Raw genomic sequence first — 19,687 nt, 5'->3', positions numbered from 1 at the left:
CGTCTCTGGATTCGGTCATGGAACCAGCCCCCCTCCGAGAAGCCGATCGAGCTCGGCACGGGTGAGATCAAGCCCCAGGCGGGCGGCCAGAAGATCGGCCTCGGAAGCCCTGGCCTCCGCGTCCGCTTCCAGCTTCTTGGAAGCGGGAATGAGCCCAGACCCGAACTGATTGCCAGCCAGACGCGCCTTCTCGGCATTCATGGCGTGGGCCTCCTCGGCGGCCTCGACCTGAAGGCGGTCGGTATCCAGTTTGCGAAGCAGCCTGTCGAGATCCATTTCGGCCCGGTTGCGGATCCGCTCGTAGTCGTAGGTGGCTGCGTTCACCAGGGCGGCCCGTTGGTGGACCACGCCAGATCGTTTGCCCCAATCCAGGATGTTCCAGCTCAAGGAAAGCCCGTAGGAGGTGGAATTGGCCTGGACGAAGGGGAGTCCATCCTGGTGGGTCTGGCGGACGAAGGCACCCAGTTCGGGGATGTAGTCCGATTTCCCAGCCTTGAGGGCACTGCGGCTCTTTTCCAGCGTGGCCTTCGCGACCGCCATGTCGGGGTTGGACTGACGGACTTGGTCCAACATCGCCTCCCGCGACGGAAGGGGCCTCGGGTCCGGCGATACCGGTGCAAGGTCGAGGGGGGTCTGAAGGGGCTCCCCCATCAGGTCGTTGAGCTCCGAGGCGAGATCGGCGGCGGAGGCCTGGGCGGCATTCAGCTTGGCCCGGTTCTGCAGGAGCTTCGCTCGGCTTCCGGTCTGCAGCACCTTCAGGGCATTGCCGGCCTTCACCGCCTCCCTGGCATCCAGATCCTGCTGTTCAGCTGCGGTCACGCCCTCTTGGGCCGCCGTGATCTGAGCCTGGGCGATCAACAGCCCGAAGTAGGCCTGGCGCGTTCGGTAGGCGATCTCGGCCTCCATCTTCCGCAATTCAGCCTTGGCAACCCGCTCTTCGGCGGAAGCGACCTCGTTCCCGTGGTGGATCTTGAAGAGCTGGGTGAGGGGCTGACTCAAGGTGAGGTTCTGGAGGAACAGGTGGGTCTTTCCCTGGCCCAGGCTGGCGTCCTGCGTTGGGAAGGGGCCCAGGCCGGGTACGGTTCCAAGCGAACCCGCCGGAATGGTCATGAAAGGCTGGTCATTGCGCTTCAACCAGGTGGCGTCCATGGAAAGCTGGGGGAAATAGTCGGCTCGCGCCGTGCGCTTCTTCCCTTCAGCCTCCTCGACCTTGGCCCGGGCGATGCGGACTCCCGAACTGTGGTCGAGCGCGCTGGCCACGGCTTCCTCTAGGGTCAGGTGCCGGGCCTCCGGCGTCGCCGCCGACAGCGGGCTGGCGAAGGCCAGGGCCAGGACCACCAGGGGAAGGATGGACGCCACCCCGAGGCCAGGGCCCGCCTTCTTCCGGGGCCGGAACACCAGCACGTAGATGACGGGGACCACCAGGAGCGTGAAGAACATGGAGAAGATCAGGCCGACCGCAAGGACACTGGCCAGGGGGCTCCACATCTTCGAACCCGAGAGGATCATGGGTGTCACGCCCACAGCCGCCGCCATGGTGGTGAGAAAGATGGGACGCAACCTGCGTTCACCCGCGAGGGTGGCGGCCTCCACAAGGGGAATCCCCTCGTGCAGCTTCTCCTTGATGTAGTCGATGAGGATGATCGCGTTCCGGACCACGATGCCGCAGAGGCTGATCATGCCCATGAAGGCCGTGAACCCGAAGGAGTTGCGGGTGACGAGGAGCCCCAGGACCACCCCGAACAGCGAAAGCGGGATGGAGGCCATGACGACCAGGGGTTCCAGCAGGTTCCGGAACTGGATCATGAGGATGAAGAAGATGGCCAGGAGGCTGATGCCGAGGGCCACCACCATCTCGGGCTGCGTCTCGTTCTGGTTGGCGATCTCGCCTCCCAGTTCGAGCCGGTAGCCGGCAGGAAGCCCGAGGGCCTTCACCTTCGGCAGGGCGTCCTTGAGGATGGCGGAGGCATAGGTCCCCGGCGCCGCCAGGCAGCGGACCGTCAGCGTAGGCACCCCATTCCGGCGCACGATGCGGCTGGTTTGCCACGCGGGAGCGAGGTCCGCGACGGCCCGCAGGGGCACCTTCTCGCTCGCGATGGAGGACCCCACGTAGGTGTCCCGCACATCCTGGAAGGAGGCACGGTGGGCTGGGTCGACCCTGAGCACGATGTTGACGGCCCGATCGCCCTCCCAGAAGGTGCTCACAGGCGCGCCGTCGAAGGCGCCATTGAGGAGGTTCGACACGCCCATGTGGGTGATGCCCAGGCGATTCGCCAGTTCAGTATTGAGGTTGACGTTCAGCATCGGGGAATCGTTCCGGTAGTCGGTGTGGATGAACTGGGCCCGGGGGTCCGTGTGGAGGATGTCCTCGATCTGCCCACCGATGGACTTCAGCTTCGCCTCGTCATCCCCGGAGATCCGGAACTCGATGGGTGCCTCCTGCACGGCGCCCTGCTGAAGCTCCTGCACGAGCACCATGCCTTCGGGCACCAGGCGGGCCAGGCGCACGCGGAGGTCCGCCACCAGGGCCGGCGTGGCCTTCTCATCCACCGTGTTCACGATGAACTGGCCGTAGGCGGGATCGGGCTGCTGGGGATTCACGTTGTAGTAGAACCGAGGGGAGCTCTGCCCGACGAAGGCGGCCAGGTGGGTGACCTCCTTGTCGTGGAGCAGCTCGTTCTCGATGCGCTTCATGACGCCGTCCGTGGCCTCGATGCGGGTTCCCTGGGGCATCCAGAGGTCCACGACGAACTGGTTGCGTTCGGCACTGGGGAAGAACTGCTGGGGGACGAACCGGAAGAGGAAGGCCCCCAGGACGACCCCAGCGACACCCAGCCCGACGGCCAGGGACGGATGGGCCATGAAGTAGGTGATGGCCTTCTTGTAGGCATCCTGGAGAAGATCCAGGGCATTGAACTTCTTCGCCTGCTCCTTGGGGTCCGCCTCATGGTCGTGCAGGCCCTTGTGGATGAACGTCCGGCAGAGGAGCGGGGTGATGAAGACCGCCACAAGGAACGAGACAGAGAGGGCCACCGCCACGGTGATGGGCAGGGCGAGAATGAACTCCCCCGCGCTGCCGGAGATGATGACCAGCGGCAGGAAGGACGCGATGATCGTGAGGGTCGCGGCCAGCACAGGGACGAGGACTTCCGTTGCAGAGCGCCAGGCGGCTTCCGGACGCGGGACCTTGTGGTCCAGCAGCTCGACGTAGTTGTCCGCGATGACGATGGCGTCGTCCACGACGATGCCCAGCACCACGATGAGGGCTGCGATGGAGACCTGATGGAGCTGGATGCCGATGGCGTTCATGACGGCAATGGTCGTCAGCATGGTGGTGGGGATCGCCAGGGCTGCGATGAGCGACACCCGCATGGGCAGCAGGAGGAGCGTCACCAGGATCACGCATCCGATGGCGATGACGAACTCGTGGCCCAGGCCGGCGATTCGCTCTTCAACCACCTTGGGCTGGTTCGCCACGTAGTCCAGATGGAGATCCGGAGGGAGCTGGAGCTTGAGGCGGTTGAGCACCTCGGTGACCTTGTCGCCCATCTCGACGATGTTGTGGCCCTTCTGCATCTCCACGGAAACCATGAGGGCTGGCTTGCCGTCATAGCGCACCATGAATTCCGGATCCTGGTAGCGCCGCTCCACCTGGGCGAAATCGCCGATATAGATCGGCTGCCCGGTCGGGGACATGCCGACCATCACCTTCTTGATCTGGTCCTCGGTGTTGAAGGAGCCCGTCGTATGGAGGGGGATGATCTCGTTGTCGGTGCGTGCGCTTCCGGCGCTCTGGACCTCATTCCGCTGGTTGAGCGCCGCCATGACCATGCGCGGATCGGTGAAATACTGGCTCATCCGCTCCAGATCGCTGGTCACCCAGATCTGTTCGTTCTGCCGGCCGTAGACCGCGATCTTCCCGACTTCCGGGACGGTGCGGAGGGCATCCTGGATCTGGTCCACGTAGTCGCGCAGTTCCCGGTAGCCGTAGTGCTCTCCGCTCACGGTGATGAGCATCGCCACGGTGTCGCCGAAATCCGAATCCACGACCGGGCCCATCACCTCCCTCGGGAGCTCCGTGGCCCTCACCACGTTCATTTCATGGCGAAGCTTTGCCCAGAAGACATCCGGGTTCTTGACGTTCTTCTCGAGCTCGACGTTGATGATCGCGAGACCAGGCCGGCTGGTGGAATAGGTCTTCTCCTTGCGCACCTCCTGGAATTTGAAGATGTGGGACTCCAGGGTCTTGGTGACCTGCTTCTCGACCTGTTCCGAGGTGGCGCCGGGGTACATCGCCGCGACGATGCCGGTCCGGATGGTGATGGTGGGATCCTCCGTGCGGGGCATGCCCAGCAGGGCGTGGATTCCCATCGCGACCGCCATGATGACGAGCACGGCCGTGATGGTCGGGTAGCGGAGGAAGGCTTTGATGGCTTTGTTCATGTCTACTTCCCTTCCTGGACGGGATCGGCGCTCATGCCGTTCCGCAGGGCGTTCTGGCCGGCGATCACGATGGACTCATTTCCCGAGAGGCCCGAACGCACCTGGATGCTGCGCCCGTACACCGCCCCCACCTCCACGCGCTTGGTGTAGACGCGGTGCTGGTCAGGGAAGTACTGGAAGACCTGGGTGGCCCCCTGGGAATCGCGGACGATGGCTTCGATGGGCAGGAGGAGCATGTCCAGCTTCCGGGTGCCGGTGATCGACACCTCCGCCACCATGCCCGCCTTGAGTTCCCGGTCGCGGTTCGGCACGGTGATGCGTGTCATGTAGGTGCGTGTCGCCGGGTCAGCGGAGACATTCACCAGCTTCACCGTGCCCTGGAACGTCCGGCCAGGCAGCGCTGGAACCGTGATCACGGCCGACTGGCCCGCCTTGACCAGGTTCACGTCGGTCTCGGGCACACCCACGTTCACCTCGATGGGGTCCAGGGCGGCAATCTCGAAGACGGGCTGGCCGGCGCCAACCGTCACGCCGGGCTCCACCAGGCGGCGGACCACGAACCCGTTGATGGGGGCCACCAGCCTGGACTCCGCCAGGTTCTTCCGGGCCACACCCTCCCCCGCGATCGCCTGCTGAAGCTGCTCACGGGAGGCGTCGCGGGCCGCGGTGAACTTGGCGAAATCGTTCGGCGCCAGGCTCTGGCTGTCGAACAACTGCTTCATCCGGCGGAATTCCTGGTCGGCCTGGTTGGCCCCGGCCCGGGCGGCTTCCACCTGGGCATGGGCAGCCTCGAGGGCATGCGTGAGATTCACGGCATCGAGTTCCGCCAGGACCTGACCCTGGCGCACGGGGTCTCCTTCCCGGTGCATGACCTTGACGGCCCGGCCCGGCACCTGGAAGGCCACCGTGGAGGATGCCCCCTGGGGGATCAGGGTGCCACTGACGCCGACGCGTTCCAGCTCCTGGACGCGCATGGGCTGGGCCACCTTGATGTTGGCCTTGACGATGCTGGGAGCCTGTCGGTGATTCCCGCAGGCAAGGATCAGGCAGAGGGGAGAAAGGATGAGGAAGGGGTGCTTCATGGGAGGCTCCTGGGAGGGAATGGATCAATCCTTGGAAAGGGATTCGACTTCTTCGATGACGGCTTCGATGAATGGGGTAGGCCCCTGCAGGGAACACCCGGCCCGGCGCATGGCCGCGAGCATGGCTTTGCCGCGGGCGTCCACGAAGGAGACCTCGGACAGGTCCACCAGCACTCCCCAATGGCCGGGGATGCGGGGCGAGGTGTCCATCCAGGTCCGGAACAGTTCATCCACCCAGGGATGAATGAGCTTCCCTTCCAGGCGCAGCCGGACGGCATTGGTTTCGTTTTCTACATGGATTCTCAGCACACAGGGCCTCCGTTCACGGAGTCCTAAGGGCACACCTGATGCCAAGAAATGAAATCCAAAGTAACAAAAATAAATTCAACAATTTAAATAAACACCCGCTCTTCCATCCGGGGGATGGACTCGTCACGTCGAGACGATATGAAGTCTTGCGACTCCATGTCGTCACCTGGCCCGGTCGAAGCCGAGTCACTTCGTCTCGACAGGAACGGAGCCGCGTAGCTGGTCGGCCGGACCGCGCTCCTCCCACCCTGGATCTCGAACCCCGCAGGCCCTCCGTGCGGATTCTGCTTCAGGTAAGCGCCGGGAGGCGGCGCTTCCATCCCATCAAGGGAGGCGCGCCGTCAGTCCTTCAGGTGGGCGTTTGAAGATGCAGGCAGGGCCTTGGTGCGAGGAGGAATGAGGTCCAGCAGCCCGGTCAAGGTGGGTTGGTTCGCCACCCCGACGCTCGGATCAATCTGATAGGGAATCTCGGCGTGGCCCGACCATAGCTTCTGGGAGCTGGACCGCTCGTAGATCTCCACGACCGCAATCCGGCTGCGCGGGGTCGACTCCTCCGTGAAAGGTGGTCAGGATGATCCGGAAATCGGCCTCCTGAGGCGATGCGAGCCGGTACCCCTTCTCCTGGACCCGGTCGGACACCATCGGCCTCAACTCCTCGAACGGGATCGGACGCATATCCCAGATGAAGAGACTGGGATCTGGTGACCGGTCGATGCTGAACGTTTTCAGCTCGGGAATCCGATCCTTCTCCAGGTGGGATTCCGTGAAATAGGGTCCCCGGCATGACAACAGGGCCTGGAGCAGGACCAAGGCAAGCAGAAAGGCCAAGCACCGGCCCAGGACCCGCAGCGCGGAGCGTCGGGTGGCATCGGTCCACCGCACGGCATCCAGTCCGTTTTCGCCCCGGGTTTGGAACACGTCGGGCCTCCAGTCACGGAGCCTCAGCGCACACCCGATGCCAGTCTTCCCGGATTGCCGGAGCTGCAGCAGGAGAACGATTTGATTCGGCTAGGATCGGCGTCCCCCGACCATTACGCCGCGGTGACGTGACGACATGGCGTCTCGCGACTTCATGTCGTCACTTGGGCCGATCGAGACCGAGCCGTTTCATCTTGGAGTGCAAGGTGGTGCGCTTCAGGCCGAGGCGAGCGGCGGCGCCATGGGGGCCCCCCACGGCACCACCGCTCGCCTTCAGCGCATCCAGGATGCCCTGGCGCTCCAGGTCCTCGTAGGTCTGGGTGGCGGCGACCGGCGGAGGGTCTGCCGGAAGGATCATCTCACCCATGGGGACACGCAGATCCGGGCCCGGACTGAGGATCACGGACCTCTCGACCAGGTTCTGAAGCTCCCGGATGTTCCCAGGCCAAGGCCATCGAACCAGGAATTCCATGGTCTCGGCGGGTATGCGCTCAATGCGCTTGTCCATGGCCCTGGCGAACTTCTGGGTGAAATAGCGGACCAGGTTGGGGATGTCCTCCCTGCGGTCGCGCAGCGGCGGAACCCGGATGGGGAACACGTTCAGGCGGTAGAACAGGTCCCGGCGGAAGGTTCCGTTCTCGACCATCTGAGCCAGATCCTGGTGGGTGGCGGCGATCAGCCGGACATCGACCTGGATGGTCCGGGTGCTGCCCAGGCGCTCGAATTCGCGTTCCTGGATGGCGCGCAGGAGTTTGGGCTGGAGTTCCAGGGGCAGGTCGCCAATCTCGTCCAGGAACAGGGACCCCAGGTGGGCCAACTCGAAGCGGCCCACCTTCCGGGCGATGGCCCCGGTGAAGGCTCCCCGCTCGTGGCCGAACAGTTCACTCTCCACCAGGCCCATGGGGATGGCCGAGCAATTGAGCTTGACGAAGGTACGAGCCTTCCGTTTGCTGCGCTCATGAATGGTCCGAGCCAGGAGCTCCTTGCCAGTCCCCGTCTCCCCCAGCAGGAGCACCGTGGCGTCGGAAGGGGCCACGGTTTCGATCTGCTGGAGGACCTTCGCAAAGGTGGGGCTGGCCCCGACCATCTCTTGGGTTGCGAAGTCCTGAGCCACTTCCTCTTCCAGGTAGAGCTTCTCCTCCACGAGCTTGTCGCGAGAGTGGCGGATGTCCTGGAAGGCCATCGCATTGTCGAGAGCGAGGGCGACCTGGCCCGCAACCAGTTCCAGCAGGCGCAAGGTGGCACCCTGGAAGGCCCTCTCGTTTTGGCTCCCTAGGCTGATCACGCCGAGGGTCCTGCCCCGGGAGAACAGGGGTATGAGGCAGATGGACTGGATCTGTTCCTGCTTGTGCAGGCGAGCCAATTCCGGTGGCAGAAGGGCGGCGATCTGGTCCTGCCCAAGGACATTGATCTGGTTGATATCAATCCCAAGATTGACCCGCTCGAGGGATTCTGGAACCTGGTCGCCGATCTTCAACCGCCCCGGGGAGCGCGGGAAGTCCAGAAGCCGAAGGCGCTCCCTGGCGCCGCTCGGTTCCAGGGTGCTGAGGGTCATGTAGTGGTGGTGGAGGCGCTCCCACAGGGCTGAGGAGATGGCTGTGAACAGCTGCTCAGGCTCGAGGTTGTTCAGGAGGAGCTTGTTGATGTGCAGGACGAGGTGCAGTTCGTCGCGTTCCTGCGTCAGTTCGTGCAGGCGTTCGCGGAAGCCCCGAAGGATTTTCAGCTTGCGCAACGCGACTCGCCTTCCGCGGCCGGCAAGGGACCCGTGCCCTCCTTGGCCTTCCTGCCGAGGTCGACCTTGGCGAGGGGCGGGTGGATTCTGATCGTCTTGCATGCGGCATCCTTCACCGGGGTTATAGCATCTGGTCAGGATCCAGATCCACAAACCGCAACCGCGGATCCCCGCGCGCAGACCCAGTGCATGGGTTTCGTATCCGATGCGCCGGTTCCTGTTGATCGATTGAACAGGTGGGAATCGGGAGGGTCGGCTCGTGACGAAATGGCGTCGTCGCGGCGAAATCAAGCCACATCCTCGCCTCCAGGTTGCGCAGGGCGGATCCGCCATCTCGCTAAGCTGAATTTTATGTGTGATTACCTCGAATTGCCTGGATTGGCACCCTCCCTGCCCTTAGCAGCTTTGACTCGAAGGGGAGGTGAAGGGTGGCGCAGGTCTTGGAACGAAGGCTCACGAGGCGCCAGGTATCACGAGCCTCCGCAGCCCAGCCTCCACAAGGATCGCGGGCTTTGCCCCTGATCTCTCGGACCCCTCCGGTCGAATCGAGGATTCCTGGCCAGACGCCGGACCCCATCGGATGGGCGAGAACAGCTTGCCCCCGCTGGCACCCGCGTTCCGGGGCAGGCTGCCCGTCCCTCTCCCTTCCATAACCGCACGACCCTCCCCGCGTTCCCGGATCCTGGGGCAAGCGCGGGGTTGGCTCGGGATATCCCTGGAAAGAGCATGCTCATGCGAACGGTTCCAACGGCGATGGTCGCCCTCCTCCTCTCTGCGGTCAGCCTCCTGGCCGCCGATCTCACCCTCACCCAGACCTGCAGCAGCCGCGGCCATGAAGAGGAGCAGACCCAGCTCTGGTCCTCCCGGTTCATGCGGATCAACCATCCCGAGAGCCAGGTGGACTTCCTGGTCGATTTCCAGCAGGGGGTCTCCTACGGCATCGACCACAGGAAGAAGCTCATCCAGAAGATGAGCTGGGATGACCTTGAGCTCGCTACGGAGGTTTCCAGGGAGAGGCTGAAGACGCTGCCGCCCTTGGTCCTGAGGGCGATGGGTCTCAGCGATGCCACCGTCAGGGTGGAGGAGCAGGGAACTGAAATCCTCCTCGGTCACGAATGCCGCAAGTGGAAGATCTGCCTGGGCCCCATGATCATCGAGACCAGCAACGACCCCTCGGTCCATCCGCCGGGGCCCGCCCTCCCCTATCAGCGCTTCCTCAGGCTTCAAACCCTCCTCGGCCAGCTGCAGCCCGCACCCGCCCCGGCCGTCAAGATGGGTGAGGAACTGGCCAAGGTCCAGGGCATCGCGTTGAATTACCGCGTCGTGCTACCCGTCGTGGGACCGAGCACGACCACCACCACCCGCATCGAGGAAGGACCCATCTCCTCATCTGCCTTTGACTTGCCGCCGGACTACCAGATGGAAGATGCAGGCAGGAAGATGCTCGAGAACCTCGGGTGTGGTTTCAATTTCCGAGCCAAGTGATCATGGCCCAAAATCCACACTAAGGCCGGGCCAATTATCGGGGGGAACGTCGGCCGACTGATCCGATCTTATTGAAGGCATCGATCTTACGATCAAGAATGCCAGGAGCGGGATGGCGAGCGCGTAGACATATTGCGTCCGGGATACGCCGATACCGAACGGAAACCAGATGCCCAGTACGCCGATCGTATCGAGCAGCTCGCCGCCGAACAGCGCGGCCATGATGGAGGCCAATGTGACGAGGGCCAGGGGCCGCACGGATCCGCGGCGGGCGATACGTGCGCTTATCACGACAAACAGTGCGATGAACCCGAGCCGGCTGGCTCTGGTCACACTCGTCGAATGGATCACGGCGCCGACCACCGCGGAGACCGCCAGCAGCGCGGCGGACACATCAATGCTTCGCCACGGCGGCAGGCACCAGCGATTCCAGGCCGACGCCCAGAGGGCCACTGTTGGCACCCACATCACGGAGGCCAGCCACGCATAGGTCGCCAGATCCATCAGATCGGTCCACGCGAGGATCGCGTTGTTGAGGCGCCTCGCCGCCATCAGCGCGAGTGCGATGCTGGCATGGAGCAGGAACGCTCCGTGGTTGCTTCGAGGCCGGCACCAGAATGCCAATCCAATGAGTGCAAACATCATTAATGGCTCGATCAAATCGACGATGTAGCCGGCGATGGTTCGCTGCCATTGCACACGGTGAAGCGCCTCGCTCATCGGTCGCGGGGCCAATATGGGCGCGCTGTGCATGCCGCCGCCGTCTGCGCTAACACCGGAGCCGGGAGCCATGTACACGCGAAGAGCGAGCACATTACGGGTGCCCGCCGCATCGGAAGGCAGGGTGAACTGGAGCGGTCGCGTGCCGACGAGCCGCGGGGCCGCACCGAGCCTGCCTGAACCACCTAACAGCTGGCCGTTCCAATAGAGCTCATAGCCATCCTCCACAAGTGTCGGTCCGAGGATGTCCCACGACGTGGGTTTGGACGGCACCGTCACCACGCGCCGGTACCAGGCGTAGCCGTGATATCCGGGATGCCCGTGTGCCATCCACCCGCCTACATAATCGGGTAGCCCCACATCGCTGTCGTGGCTGCCCGGTACGGCGGTCATATTGACCGTCTCCCAGTCGCGATCGTCCGTGTTGGCTTCCGCCCAGTGTGGGTCATCGCCGGTATGGAATCGCCAAGTCCCATCGAGCAGAGTCGCCGCAGCGCGCAATCCCGGCGGATCAGGGCGGCCACCGCTCGCCAGGTCGGCGATCACGACAGCAAATGCCAGCAACATCGCAGTGACGATGCCAAGCATCAGTTTGCGTTGGGCTGTGTCCATCGAGGTCACCGCCGAGGAATCAGAACTGGGCCGCATGCAATGACCTCATTTTTATTTCATTGTTGATGTCGCGACATCTTTAAACGAATCGCCCCCTATAATAGATTCAACGAACAGCATCGGGCTAGGAATCCATGACATCCTCCCCACTTCTAGACCACGGATGGTGGAAGTCCTGGGTTAAGGTTGCCACGCTGAGGTTCGCGGATACCTTCTTTCGTTAGGCCTCTCCACAAGGTCGGTGATGGTCGCCAGTTTCATCAATTTGCGCGAAAGGAAAATTTGAAGAATGACTACGTTCATCTTGGTGCCTGGAGGTTGGCAAGGAGGTTGGGCTTTCGAGAGGGTCGCAGAACTGCTCGAATCACACGGACACAATGCCCAACCGCTGACTCTCGCGGGGCTTGGTGACAAGCCCGCTCCAACAGCGAATCTTTCCTCTCATATCATCGAGACCATTCGCGCGATCAAAGCATGCCACGATGAGGTCGTACTGGTCGGTCACTCGTATGGGGGAATGGTGGTGACTGGCGCAGCCGATGCTGAATCAAGCACTGTCAGAGCGCTGGTCTATTCCGATGCCTACGTGCCGGAGACCGGTGACTCGGTCTGGTCACTGACGAGCCCTCGCTTCCGTGATTCGTTCATCTCGGGAGCGGCGACCGATGGTTTGAATTGTGTACCTCCGCCGAATTTGGACCCTCGCTGTCGCCCACACCCGATTGGTGCATTCCTACAGGCAATCGAACTGAGCGGACGTTGGCGCACCATTCCACGGAAAATTTTCGTCGGCGCACACGGTTGGGATGGAAGCCCATTTCTCGATCTTTATCAACGCTTGAGCGTTGATAAAGATTGGAGGACTTTCGCCTTCGACTGCGGCCACAATATTCCGCGCCTGAGGCCGGAAGCCTTCGTCGAGATTTTATTGGCTCATACTTGAGGCACTTATTTACTCAGCGAGACCTAACCCCTTCGGATCGCGAAGCTAGAGTTATGTCCGTGAACCGCGAGAAGCTCTACGAGGAGGTATGGCCGAGCCCAAGCGGAGCGCCAAGGGCAGACCACCAGGCCCTGTCAGGCGGTACGCGGTAGATTCTCGCCAGCTTGGGTCTAGCGTTTCGTCGTTGCCCGCTGAACTCGAACGTTGAGGTCCTATTCCTCGGCGACGGCGCTACGCTCATCACTTTTTCGAGGGGCAGGAAGCATCAACTGACCGGTCCCGAATAGGAACCATAAGCTGACAAAACGGACATCTTATGGTTCCCACCACAGAAAACCCCCGCAGGCGGGGGCTCTCCCTTGGTGGAGGTGGTGGGAGTCGAACCCACGTCCAAGACATGCCGGATGGCGGCTCTTCCACAGGCTTGGTCCGCTCTTGGAACCTCCCGGCGGGGAACGGACGAGCCGCTCGGGACGTGTGCCCCCAGGTCTCGGCCGCCCTCAGGGGGCGTCGGGGCGGCCCATCTGGTGCCCTGTCCGGCAGGCCGAAGCCACCCTTTCAGGGGTTTAACGAGCCCGGTACCCAGAGATCCCGGGGACTCGCTCGGAGCCTAGGTTGCCCTAGGCAGCGAGAGCCAGTTCGAAGTTATCGTTGGCAGTTTGATTTGGGCGGCTTGATGAGGGGGCCAGCCGTCCAACCCCCGCCTGCACCAGGCACCCGGGTTCATGACCTGTCGAAACCGGTCACCCCCGTTGCACTGATCGCCCACGAAACCGATCCCCGCGAGGATGCGGCTGTGGGGAGATCGAGTATGGGACCGGCGGGCCGCCTTCACAAGGGCGCGAGGGCCTTCCGCCGGGCCACGGCCCGGCTGGCGCCGTCGGCGAAGCGCCAGGGGCGGACCTGATCCTCGGGGGTGGCATAGGCGATGCCGAGCCGGGGACCCGCGAGGATGGTGGCGGGCGGAGGACCGGGCCGCAGGGCGAGCCCGCCCTCGGTCGTCAGGTCGTGGCCGTTGAAGGCGCGGTCCAGGCCCAGGGCCTGGGCCACCTTCCCGGGGCCGGTACAGAGTCCGGGCGTGGCCCGGGCGGCCCCCCGGCGCGCGAGGACGGTCTCCAGGCCCGCCACCACCTCGGCGCCGCGGATGAGCACCGCCGAGGGGGCGCCCTCGGGCCCCGTGGCCACGTTCAGCATCCAGTGCACGCCGTAGCAGAAGTAGAGGTAGGCCCGGCCCGCGGGCCCCCACATCACCGCGTTGCGGGCCGTGCGACCGTGCCGTGCATGGCTGGCGCTGTCCTCCGGCCCCCCGTAGGCCTCCACCTCCGTGATGCGCAGGATGACCTCCTCGCGGACCAGCAGGCAACCCAGGAGGCTGCAGGCGGCGCGATCGGGAGGGGCGTTCAAGTCCATGGTTCCGCTCCCGGCTCGGGCCGCGGAGCGGCCCGAGGTGGTAAAAGCGTGCGATGAAAAGGGCCCGCATCGCGGGCCCTTTTAACTCGGATCGCGCAGCGATCCGAGCCTCTACACTTCGTCGAAGAAGTACGGCTTCAGCACCTGCAGGCGCTGCTCGAAGTCCTCGGGGTGGAGGAAGCGCAGGGCGGCGGCCACGCTGGAGAGGAGGCTGTTGCCGTCCTGGGGGGTGAAGCAGAAGCCCACCAGCCGGTGTTCGCTGGGCATGGTGAGGGTGCTGAGGGGGATCACGGTCTGGTTGAGGATGCGGCCGAAGTGCCCCTGGTCGCGGCCGAAGGAGAAGACGGTGTTGGCATCCTTCTTCTCGGTGACGGCGATGCGGTCGTTGGCCTTGATGCGCTTCTTGAGGGCCTCGAGGGTGGTGGGGCGCTTCAGGCGCAGGTCGAACCAGAGGCTGTGCATGTACTGGGTGGGCAGCTTCACGGCGCTGCTGAAGAGGTTCAGCTCGATGCCCTTGGTCTGGAACAGGTGGTAGGCGTCGCGGGCGTGGTGGGTGCCGAACTTGCCGTCCTTGTGGCTGCCCACCTGGGGCGCGGGGCTGAAGTCCTTCACCTGGCTGATGTCGTTGGCGCGGCGCATGCAGACGAAGCTGCCCTCGAGCAGGTTGTCCTCGCCGTCGCCCAGGGCCAGGGTGTCGATGATGCAGGAGAGGTTGTGGGTGTTGCAGCTCACGACCTGGACGTACTGGCCGCTCTTCTTGAGCACCTCGTCGTTGATGCCGCGGGCGTACATGGTGCCGAAGCCGAACTCGCTGCCCTGGGCGATGAAGCCCTTGGTGTTGTGCTCGTACTTGGAGTAGAGCTTCTCCTTCATGTCGAGGCCCTTGGGGCTGCAGTCGATGACCACGGTGGCCTCTTCCAGGGCCTGGTCGTGCAGCATGGCGGGCTCGATGCCCCAGGCCCGGAAGCCCTCCACCTTGTCCGCGTCCACCACCAGCTTGGCGCCGCGCTTCAGGAGGGCCTTCACCTTGGGACGCTCGTTCACGCTGTTCTTGTGGAAGGTCACCTCGTCGATGCCCAGCTCCTTCTGGAACTCGGTGAGGAGGCCGATGAGCGGCTCGCCGATGGTGCCGGTGCCGACGACGTGCACGACGTTCTTCTTGGACATGGATCCTCCCGGCCGGGTTGTTTCGGGACGCCCCCCCGGCATCACCTCCGATTTTCCCAGGCGGTACAAGGAAATGCCACCCCAAAAGGATGCGGGTATCCCTTGACTTACCAGCCCCGCAGCTCGTTGGCCGTTTTCACGCGGTCCAGGGCGAGGACCAGGGCGGCGGTGCGCCAGGTGCAGCCGTGCTCCTGCACCTTGGCCTGCACCTCCCGGAAGGCCTGCACCAGGATCCGCTCCTCCTTCTCGAAGACCTCGGCCTCGTCCCAGAACTGCTGCTGGAGGTTCTGCACCCACTCGAAGTAGGAGACGATCACGCCGCCCGCGCTGGCGAGGATGTCGGGGACGAGGAGGAGGCCCCGCTCGCGGAAGATGCGGTCGGCCTCGGGCGTGGTGGGGGCGTTGGCGCCTTCCACGACGAGGGGGGCGCGCACGAGGGGCGCCGTGTCGCCGTCGAGGACGGCGCAGAGGGCCGCGGGGATGAGGATGTCGCAGTCCTGGCTCCACAGCTCGACGGGATCGAAGGCCTCGCCCCCGGGGAAGCCGGCCACGGTGCCGCCCCGCTGCCGGGCGTGGGCCGTGAGCGCGGGCACGTCCAGCCCCCCGGCCCTCCGCACGGCGCCGCCCACGTCCGCGACGGCCACCACGCGGGCACCCAACTCCGAGAGGAAATGGGCGGCGTGGCCGCCCACGTTGCCGAAGCCCTGGAGCACCACCCGCGCGTCCTTCATGGCATGGCCGAGGACGCCTTCCCAGGCTTCCCGGGCGACGAGGGCCACACCTCGGCCCGTGGCGGCTTCGCGACCCTGGCTGCCGCCCAGCTCGAGGGGCTTCCCGGTCACGCAGGCGGGCTGGTAGCCGTTCTTGCGGCCGTACTCGTCCAGGACCCAGGCCATGGTCTGCGCGTTGGTGTTGATGTCGGGGGCCAGCACGTCCCGCGTGGGGCCGAGCACCATGGAGAGCTTGGAGATGTAGCGGCGGGTGAGCATCTCCAGCTCGTGCTGGGACATCTTCGCGGGGTCGCACTGGACGCCGCCCTTGGCGCCGCCGAAGGGGATGTTCACCACGGCGGTCTTCCAGGTGTTGAGGCTGGCCAGGGCGCGGATCTCGTCCAGGTCGACGCCGGGGTGGTAGCGCAGGCCGCCCTTCTGGGGGCCCCGCACGCCGTTGTGCTGCACGCGGTAGCCCCTGAAGACCCGCAGGTTGCCGTCGTCCATGCGGATCGGCATGGTGACCGTGATCTCGCGGTACGGCGTCTTCAGCAGCTCCCGGATCTCCTGGGAGAAGCCGAGGAGGTCTGCGGCCTCGTCGAACTGCCGGTTCACGTTCTCGAAGAGGTTCGGGCGTGCGGTCATGGCGCCTCCCGCGTGGTCCCGTGCGTGGCCCCAGGATAGCAGGCGCGAAAGGGCGTACGCGCCAGGCCCCCCGGCGCTGCGGGGGGCCCGGAGAACGCGGCGGACTCAGTCCTGCTTGATGCCCTGGAGGCCCACTTCGTAGCGGATGAAGGAGATGCCCCAGCTGCCGTCGGGCTTCTTGAGGCAGCTGACGGTCATGATCTTCTGGCCGCCGAAGCCGAGGGTCATGTCCTTGACCGTGGTCTGGGAGCCGAACTGGCGGCCGGCCTGGTTGTCGGTGATGCCCATGCTATCGATCTTCTCCCAGGACTTCGGGGTGAGGCCCTTCAGGAGGCGGTAGATGCCGGCGTTGAAGGCCAGGCGGGCGTCCTTGATGCTGTAGTCGTCGGTGCCGCTGCCCGGCAGGTCATCGAGCTTGGCGGCCAGCTTCTCGTCGATGCCCAGGCCCTTCAGCTCCTCGGGCGTGAGGGTGAGACCCATCTGCTTGGCGGCCTTGTGCAGCTGCATGGCGGAGGGGAACACCACGTCCGGCGTGATGGGCGCGATCAGCGCGGCCTGCGGGAAGTCCTTGCGGACCGCCAGGTAGCGCAGGTTCTGCAGCAGGTCGTAGGGCTCCTTCGCGGCCGGGGGCGGGGTCGTCGGGATGTTGCTCCCGCATCCGATGAAGACCGGTGCCATCACCAGGGCCGTGAGAGGGAGTAGCATCGAGCGTCGCACTGTGACACCTCCGTGACTGGGGCTTGGGTACGTGAGGATGGTCCCGCCAACCCGCGCCCCTGCCAAGGGGTATTCATCACATCGGGCTCCAGTATCGCTACGCAAGGGATCCATGTACCCCCTCGACCTGATCGCCCTCGGCCGCCTGCGCCTGGACCCCTGCCGCGACCTGGCCCGTCACTACCTGGACATGCTCCGCCCCTACGCCCGGGTGGAGGTGACGGAACTGGCGGAGGGGAAAGGAGAACCGGCCCGGGCGCTGAAGGAGGAGGCCACCCGCATCCGGGCCAGGCTCCAGGGCGTGACCTGCCCGGTCCTGCTCACGCCGGACGGAAAACTCCGCGACAGCGAGGCCCTCGCCCGGTGGCTGGGGGAGCGCATGGACCGGGGGGAGGGCCTGGCCTTCGTCCTCGGGAGCAGCCACGGGTTTGATCCGGCCCTGAAGGCCGAGGTCCGCGAGCAGGTCAGCCTCTCGCCCCTGACCTTCCCCCACGAGCTGAGCCGGGTGATGCTCCTGGAGCAGCTCTACCGCGCCTTCACCATCCTGCGGGGGAAGACCTACCACAAATAATCAAGGGGGACCGCCCGGCGACTGCGCCGCCTCTGCGTCCCCCTTGGACCCCGCGCCTGGATCAGGCGGAGCCTGTCCCAGGCGCCGAGGCCTCACGGATCCCCGCGACCCACACGGGCGGTGGCGTTCGCCCTTTTTACGCCCTTGGTCCACACTGGTCGGATGGCGCACCCCATGGACCGCTACTTCGCCCCGCCGGAGGGACGGATCTTCGCCTGCTTCCCGGGGGCGGAGGACCGGCCCGGCCAGCGGCGCATGGCGGAGCTGGTGCACAACGCCGTGGTGGATGGGGCCGCGTCCTTCCAGGCCTGGCGGAACGCCGGGGCGGAACCGGACGCCCGGCCCGATGCCGTGCTCCAGGCCGTGGAAGCGGGCACGGGCACGGGCAAGAGCCTGGGCTACCTGGTGCCGGCCCTGGCCGCCGGGCGGACGCCCGTGCTGGTGGCCACCCGCACCAAGCAGCTCCAGCGCCAGCTCCTGGAGGAGGACGTGCCCCGGGCCGCCGGCATCCTCGGCCGCCCCGTGAAGGCCGTGCTGGCCAAGGGCCGGGCCAACTACCTGTGTCGCGCCGCCTGGGAGCAGGTGCGGGAGGCGCCGCCCGCCGAGATGACCCGTACGGACCAGCAGCTCTGGATGGCCCTGCAGCGCTGGGCCCTGGAGACACAGGACGGCGACCGCGAGGGGCTGGGCCGCTTCGGCGAGGGCGAGTCGCCCCTGTGGGACAAGGTGAACGCCCGGGCCGAGCGCTGCACGGGCCGCCAGTGCCCCCGCTACGAGGACTGCTTCCTCACCAGGCTGCGCCAGGAGGTGGCGGAGGCCGACCTCATCATCGTGAACCACGCCCTGCTGCTGGCGGACCGGGTGCTGCGGGAATCCGCCTTCGGCCAGGTGCTGCCGGACGCGCCGGTGCTCATCCTCGACGAGGCCCACGACCTGGAGGAGCAGCTCACGGAGAGCTGCTCCGAGGCGTGGTCAAGCCGTGCCATGCACCTCCTCTTCACCGACCTGCGCGAGGCCGCCGCCGGCCCGGGCGCCGGGCTGGCCACGCTGCTGGGGGCCTGGGAACGGTCCTGGGGCGACCTCATGGCCTGGGTGCCCATGGACGCCGGCGTGCAACCCCTCCTGGGCGCCACCGCCGAGCTGAAGGCCCTGGCGGATGCCGTCGGCGCCTGGGTGGAGTCGGGCCATCCGCTCTGGATGGAGGTGCGGCGCCTGGCGGTGGCGGAGGCGGACAACCCCCTCTGGGGCCGCCTCGCGGAGCGGGTGGGCACGGCCTTCTCCCGCATGGAGCAGATCTTCGCCCAGCCGCCCGGCTGGGTGTCCACCCTGAGCCGCGAGGGGCCGAACCTCGTGCACTTCAAGTCCAACCCCGTGGACGTGCGCCCCTTCTTCCACCAGCACATCCGCAGGGGGTTCGAGACCGTGGTGATGACCAGCGCCACCCTGCGGGACGGCCGCGGCTTCAATGGGCTGGGGCTGCGCCTGGGCCTCACGCGGCCCGAGGTGGAGACGGCGGAGCACGTGGTGAGCCCCTTCGACTTCGAAGCCCAGGGTCTGCTCTTCGTGCCGCCCGGCCTGCCCGAGCGCCGCGCCGGCTCCGGCGGCGTGGGCGATCCCGCCTGGGTGGAGGCCTCCCTCGACGCCATGGAGCGCCTCCTGCGGGCCAGCCGCGGCCGCGCCCTGCTGCTCTTCACCAGCCGCAAGATGCTGGCGGCCTTCCAGCCCCGGCTGAAGGAGGCCCTGCCCGAGCTCACCTTCTTCGTGCAGGGCGACGGCCTCTCCCGCACCCAGCTGCTGGAGCGCTTCCGCACCACGCCCTCGGCGGCGCTGCTGGGCCTGGCCAGCTTCTGGCAGGGCGTGGACCTGCCGGGGGAGGCCCTCAGCCTGGTGGTGGTGGCGTCCCTGCCCTTCGCGCCGCCGGACGACCCGCTGCTGCAGGCCCGCATCCGCGAGGCCGACGCCCAGCGCGAGGGGCTCGGCTTCGTGGGCATCCAGGTGCCCATGATGACCCTGAAGCTGAAGCAGGGCCTGGGCCGCCTCATCCGCACGCGGGACGACCGCGGCGTGGTGGCGGTGCTGGATCCCCGCCTGATGCTCCCCCGCGAGGATCCCGGCGGGAAGCGCTACGCCGCCCAGGTCCGCGCCGCCCTGCCGCCCTTCCCCGTGACGCGCGACTGGGAGCGGGTGGAGGCCTTCCTCCACCTCCTGTAAGAACGGCCCGCG

14 protein-coding genes and 1 other RNA gene are annotated in these 19,687 nt (G+C 65.8%); 4 read left to right on the top strand and 11 right to left on the bottom strand.

Going from position 1 to position 19,687, the window contains the following annotated elements:
• Nucleotides 1-15: 15 nt before the first annotated feature.
• From QSJ33_RS06420 to QSJ33_RS06400, 5 genes are all read right to left on the bottom strand, one after another.
• Nucleotides 16-4,443, bottom strand: coding sequence for an efflux RND transporter permease subunit (locus QSJ33_RS06420; RefSeq protein ID WP_285723738.1), 4,428 nt, complete (start codon nucleotides 4,441-4,443; stop codon nucleotides 16-18).
• A 2-nt stretch (nucleotides 4,444-4,445) separates the two neighbouring features.
• Entirely contained in the window at nucleotides 4,446-5,525 is a 1,080-nt protein-coding gene (locus QSJ33_RS06415) for an efflux RND transporter periplasmic adaptor subunit (protein ID WP_285723737.1), read from the bottom strand.
• Nucleotides 5,526-5,549: 24 nt separating this feature from the next.
• Nucleotides 5,550-5,834, bottom strand: coding sequence for an STAS domain-containing protein (locus tag QSJ33_RS06410; RefSeq protein WP_285723736.1), 285 nt, complete (start codon nucleotides 5,832-5,834; stop codon nucleotides 5,550-5,552).
• A gap of 341 nt (nucleotides 5,835-6,175) precedes the next feature.
• Nucleotides 6,176-6,355, bottom strand: coding sequence for a hypothetical protein (locus QSJ33_RS06405; RefSeq protein ID WP_285723735.1), 180 nt, complete (start codon nucleotides 6,353-6,355; stop codon nucleotides 6,176-6,178).
• Nucleotides 6,356-6,912: 557 nt separating this feature from the next.
• Nucleotides 6,913-8,775 carry a sigma 54-interacting transcriptional regulator gene (locus QSJ33_RS06400; protein ID WP_285723734.1) on the bottom strand — a complete coding sequence of 621 codons (1,863 nt, stop codon included), beginning with the start codon at nucleotides 8,773-8,775 and terminating at the stop codon, nucleotides 6,913-6,915.
• 408 nt (nucleotides 8,776-9,183) lie between these two features.
• Between QSJ33_RS06400 and QSJ33_RS06395 the strand changes: the two genes are divergently transcribed.
• Complete coding sequence (locus tag QSJ33_RS06395) at nucleotides 9,184-9,969, top strand: hypothetical protein (protein WP_285723733.1); 786 nt, start codon at nucleotides 9,184-9,186, stop codon at nucleotides 9,967-9,969.
• Here the strand turns inward: QSJ33_RS06395 and QSJ33_RS06390 are convergent, their stop codons facing one another.
• Nucleotides 9,970-11,337 (bottom strand): hypothetical protein, encoded by a 1,368-nt coding sequence (locus QSJ33_RS06390; RefSeq protein ID WP_285723732.1) that lies wholly within the window; start codon nucleotides 11,335-11,337, stop codon nucleotides 9,970-9,972.
• A 253-nt stretch (nucleotides 11,338-11,590) separates the two neighbouring features.
• Here QSJ33_RS06390 and QSJ33_RS06385 point away from each other — a divergent pair, with 253 nt between their 5' ends.
• Nucleotides 11,591-12,244 (top strand): alpha/beta fold hydrolase, encoded by a 654-nt coding sequence (locus tag QSJ33_RS06385; protein WP_285723731.1) that lies wholly within the window; start codon nucleotides 11,591-11,593, stop codon nucleotides 12,242-12,244.
• 360 nt (nucleotides 12,245-12,604) lie between these two features.
• Here QSJ33_RS06385 and ssrA read toward each other — a convergent pair.
• The 5 genes from ssrA to QSJ33_RS06360 form a co-directional block, all read right to left on the bottom strand.
• Nucleotides 12,605-12,995: a transfer-messenger RNA gene (gene ssrA / locus QSJ33_RS06380) on the bottom strand.
• A gap of 80 nt (nucleotides 12,996-13,075) precedes the next feature.
• Nucleotides 13,076-13,654, bottom strand: a complete 579-nt coding sequence (locus QSJ33_RS06375) for a DNA-3-methyladenine glycosylase (RefSeq protein WP_285723730.1) — start codon at nucleotides 13,652-13,654, stop codon at nucleotides 13,076-13,078.
• A gap of 111 nt (nucleotides 13,655-13,765) precedes the next feature.
• Nucleotides 13,766-14,821, bottom strand: coding sequence for a hypothetical protein (locus tag QSJ33_RS06370; protein WP_285723729.1), 1,056 nt, complete (start codon nucleotides 14,819-14,821; stop codon nucleotides 13,766-13,768).
• 107 nt (nucleotides 14,822-14,928) lie between these two features.
• Entirely contained in the window at nucleotides 14,929-16,176 is a 1,248-nt protein-coding gene (locus QSJ33_RS06365; RefSeq protein ID WP_285723728.1) for a Glu/Leu/Phe/Val family dehydrogenase, read from the bottom strand.
• 105 nt (nucleotides 16,177-16,281) lie between these two features.
• Nucleotides 16,282-16,881, bottom strand: a complete 600-nt coding sequence (locus tag QSJ33_RS06360) for a hypothetical protein (protein WP_285723727.1) — start codon at nucleotides 16,879-16,881, stop codon at nucleotides 16,282-16,284.
• A gap of 124 nt (nucleotides 16,882-17,005) precedes the next feature.
• Here QSJ33_RS06360 and QSJ33_RS06355 point away from each other — a divergent pair, with 124 nt between their 5' ends.
• Nucleotides 17,006-17,464, top strand: coding sequence for a 23S rRNA (pseudouridine(1915)-N(3))-methyltransferase RlmH (locus tag QSJ33_RS06355; RefSeq protein WP_285723726.1), 459 nt, complete (start codon nucleotides 17,006-17,008; stop codon nucleotides 17,462-17,464).
• 174 nt (nucleotides 17,465-17,638) lie between these two features.
• Nucleotides 17,639-19,675, top strand: coding sequence for an ATP-dependent DNA helicase (locus QSJ33_RS06350; RefSeq protein WP_285723725.1), 2,037 nt, complete (start codon nucleotides 17,639-17,641; stop codon nucleotides 19,673-19,675).
• Nucleotides 19,676-19,687 lie beyond the last annotated feature (12 nt).

Origin of the sequence: Geothrix rubra, from assembly GCF_030268065.1 — a bacterium.
Lineage (GTDB): Bacteria > Acidobacteriota > Holophagae > Holophagales > Holophagaceae > Geothrix > Geothrix rubra.
Note: the sequence above shows the minus strand (reverse complement) of the source record. Positions and strands in the feature narration are given on the sequence as shown.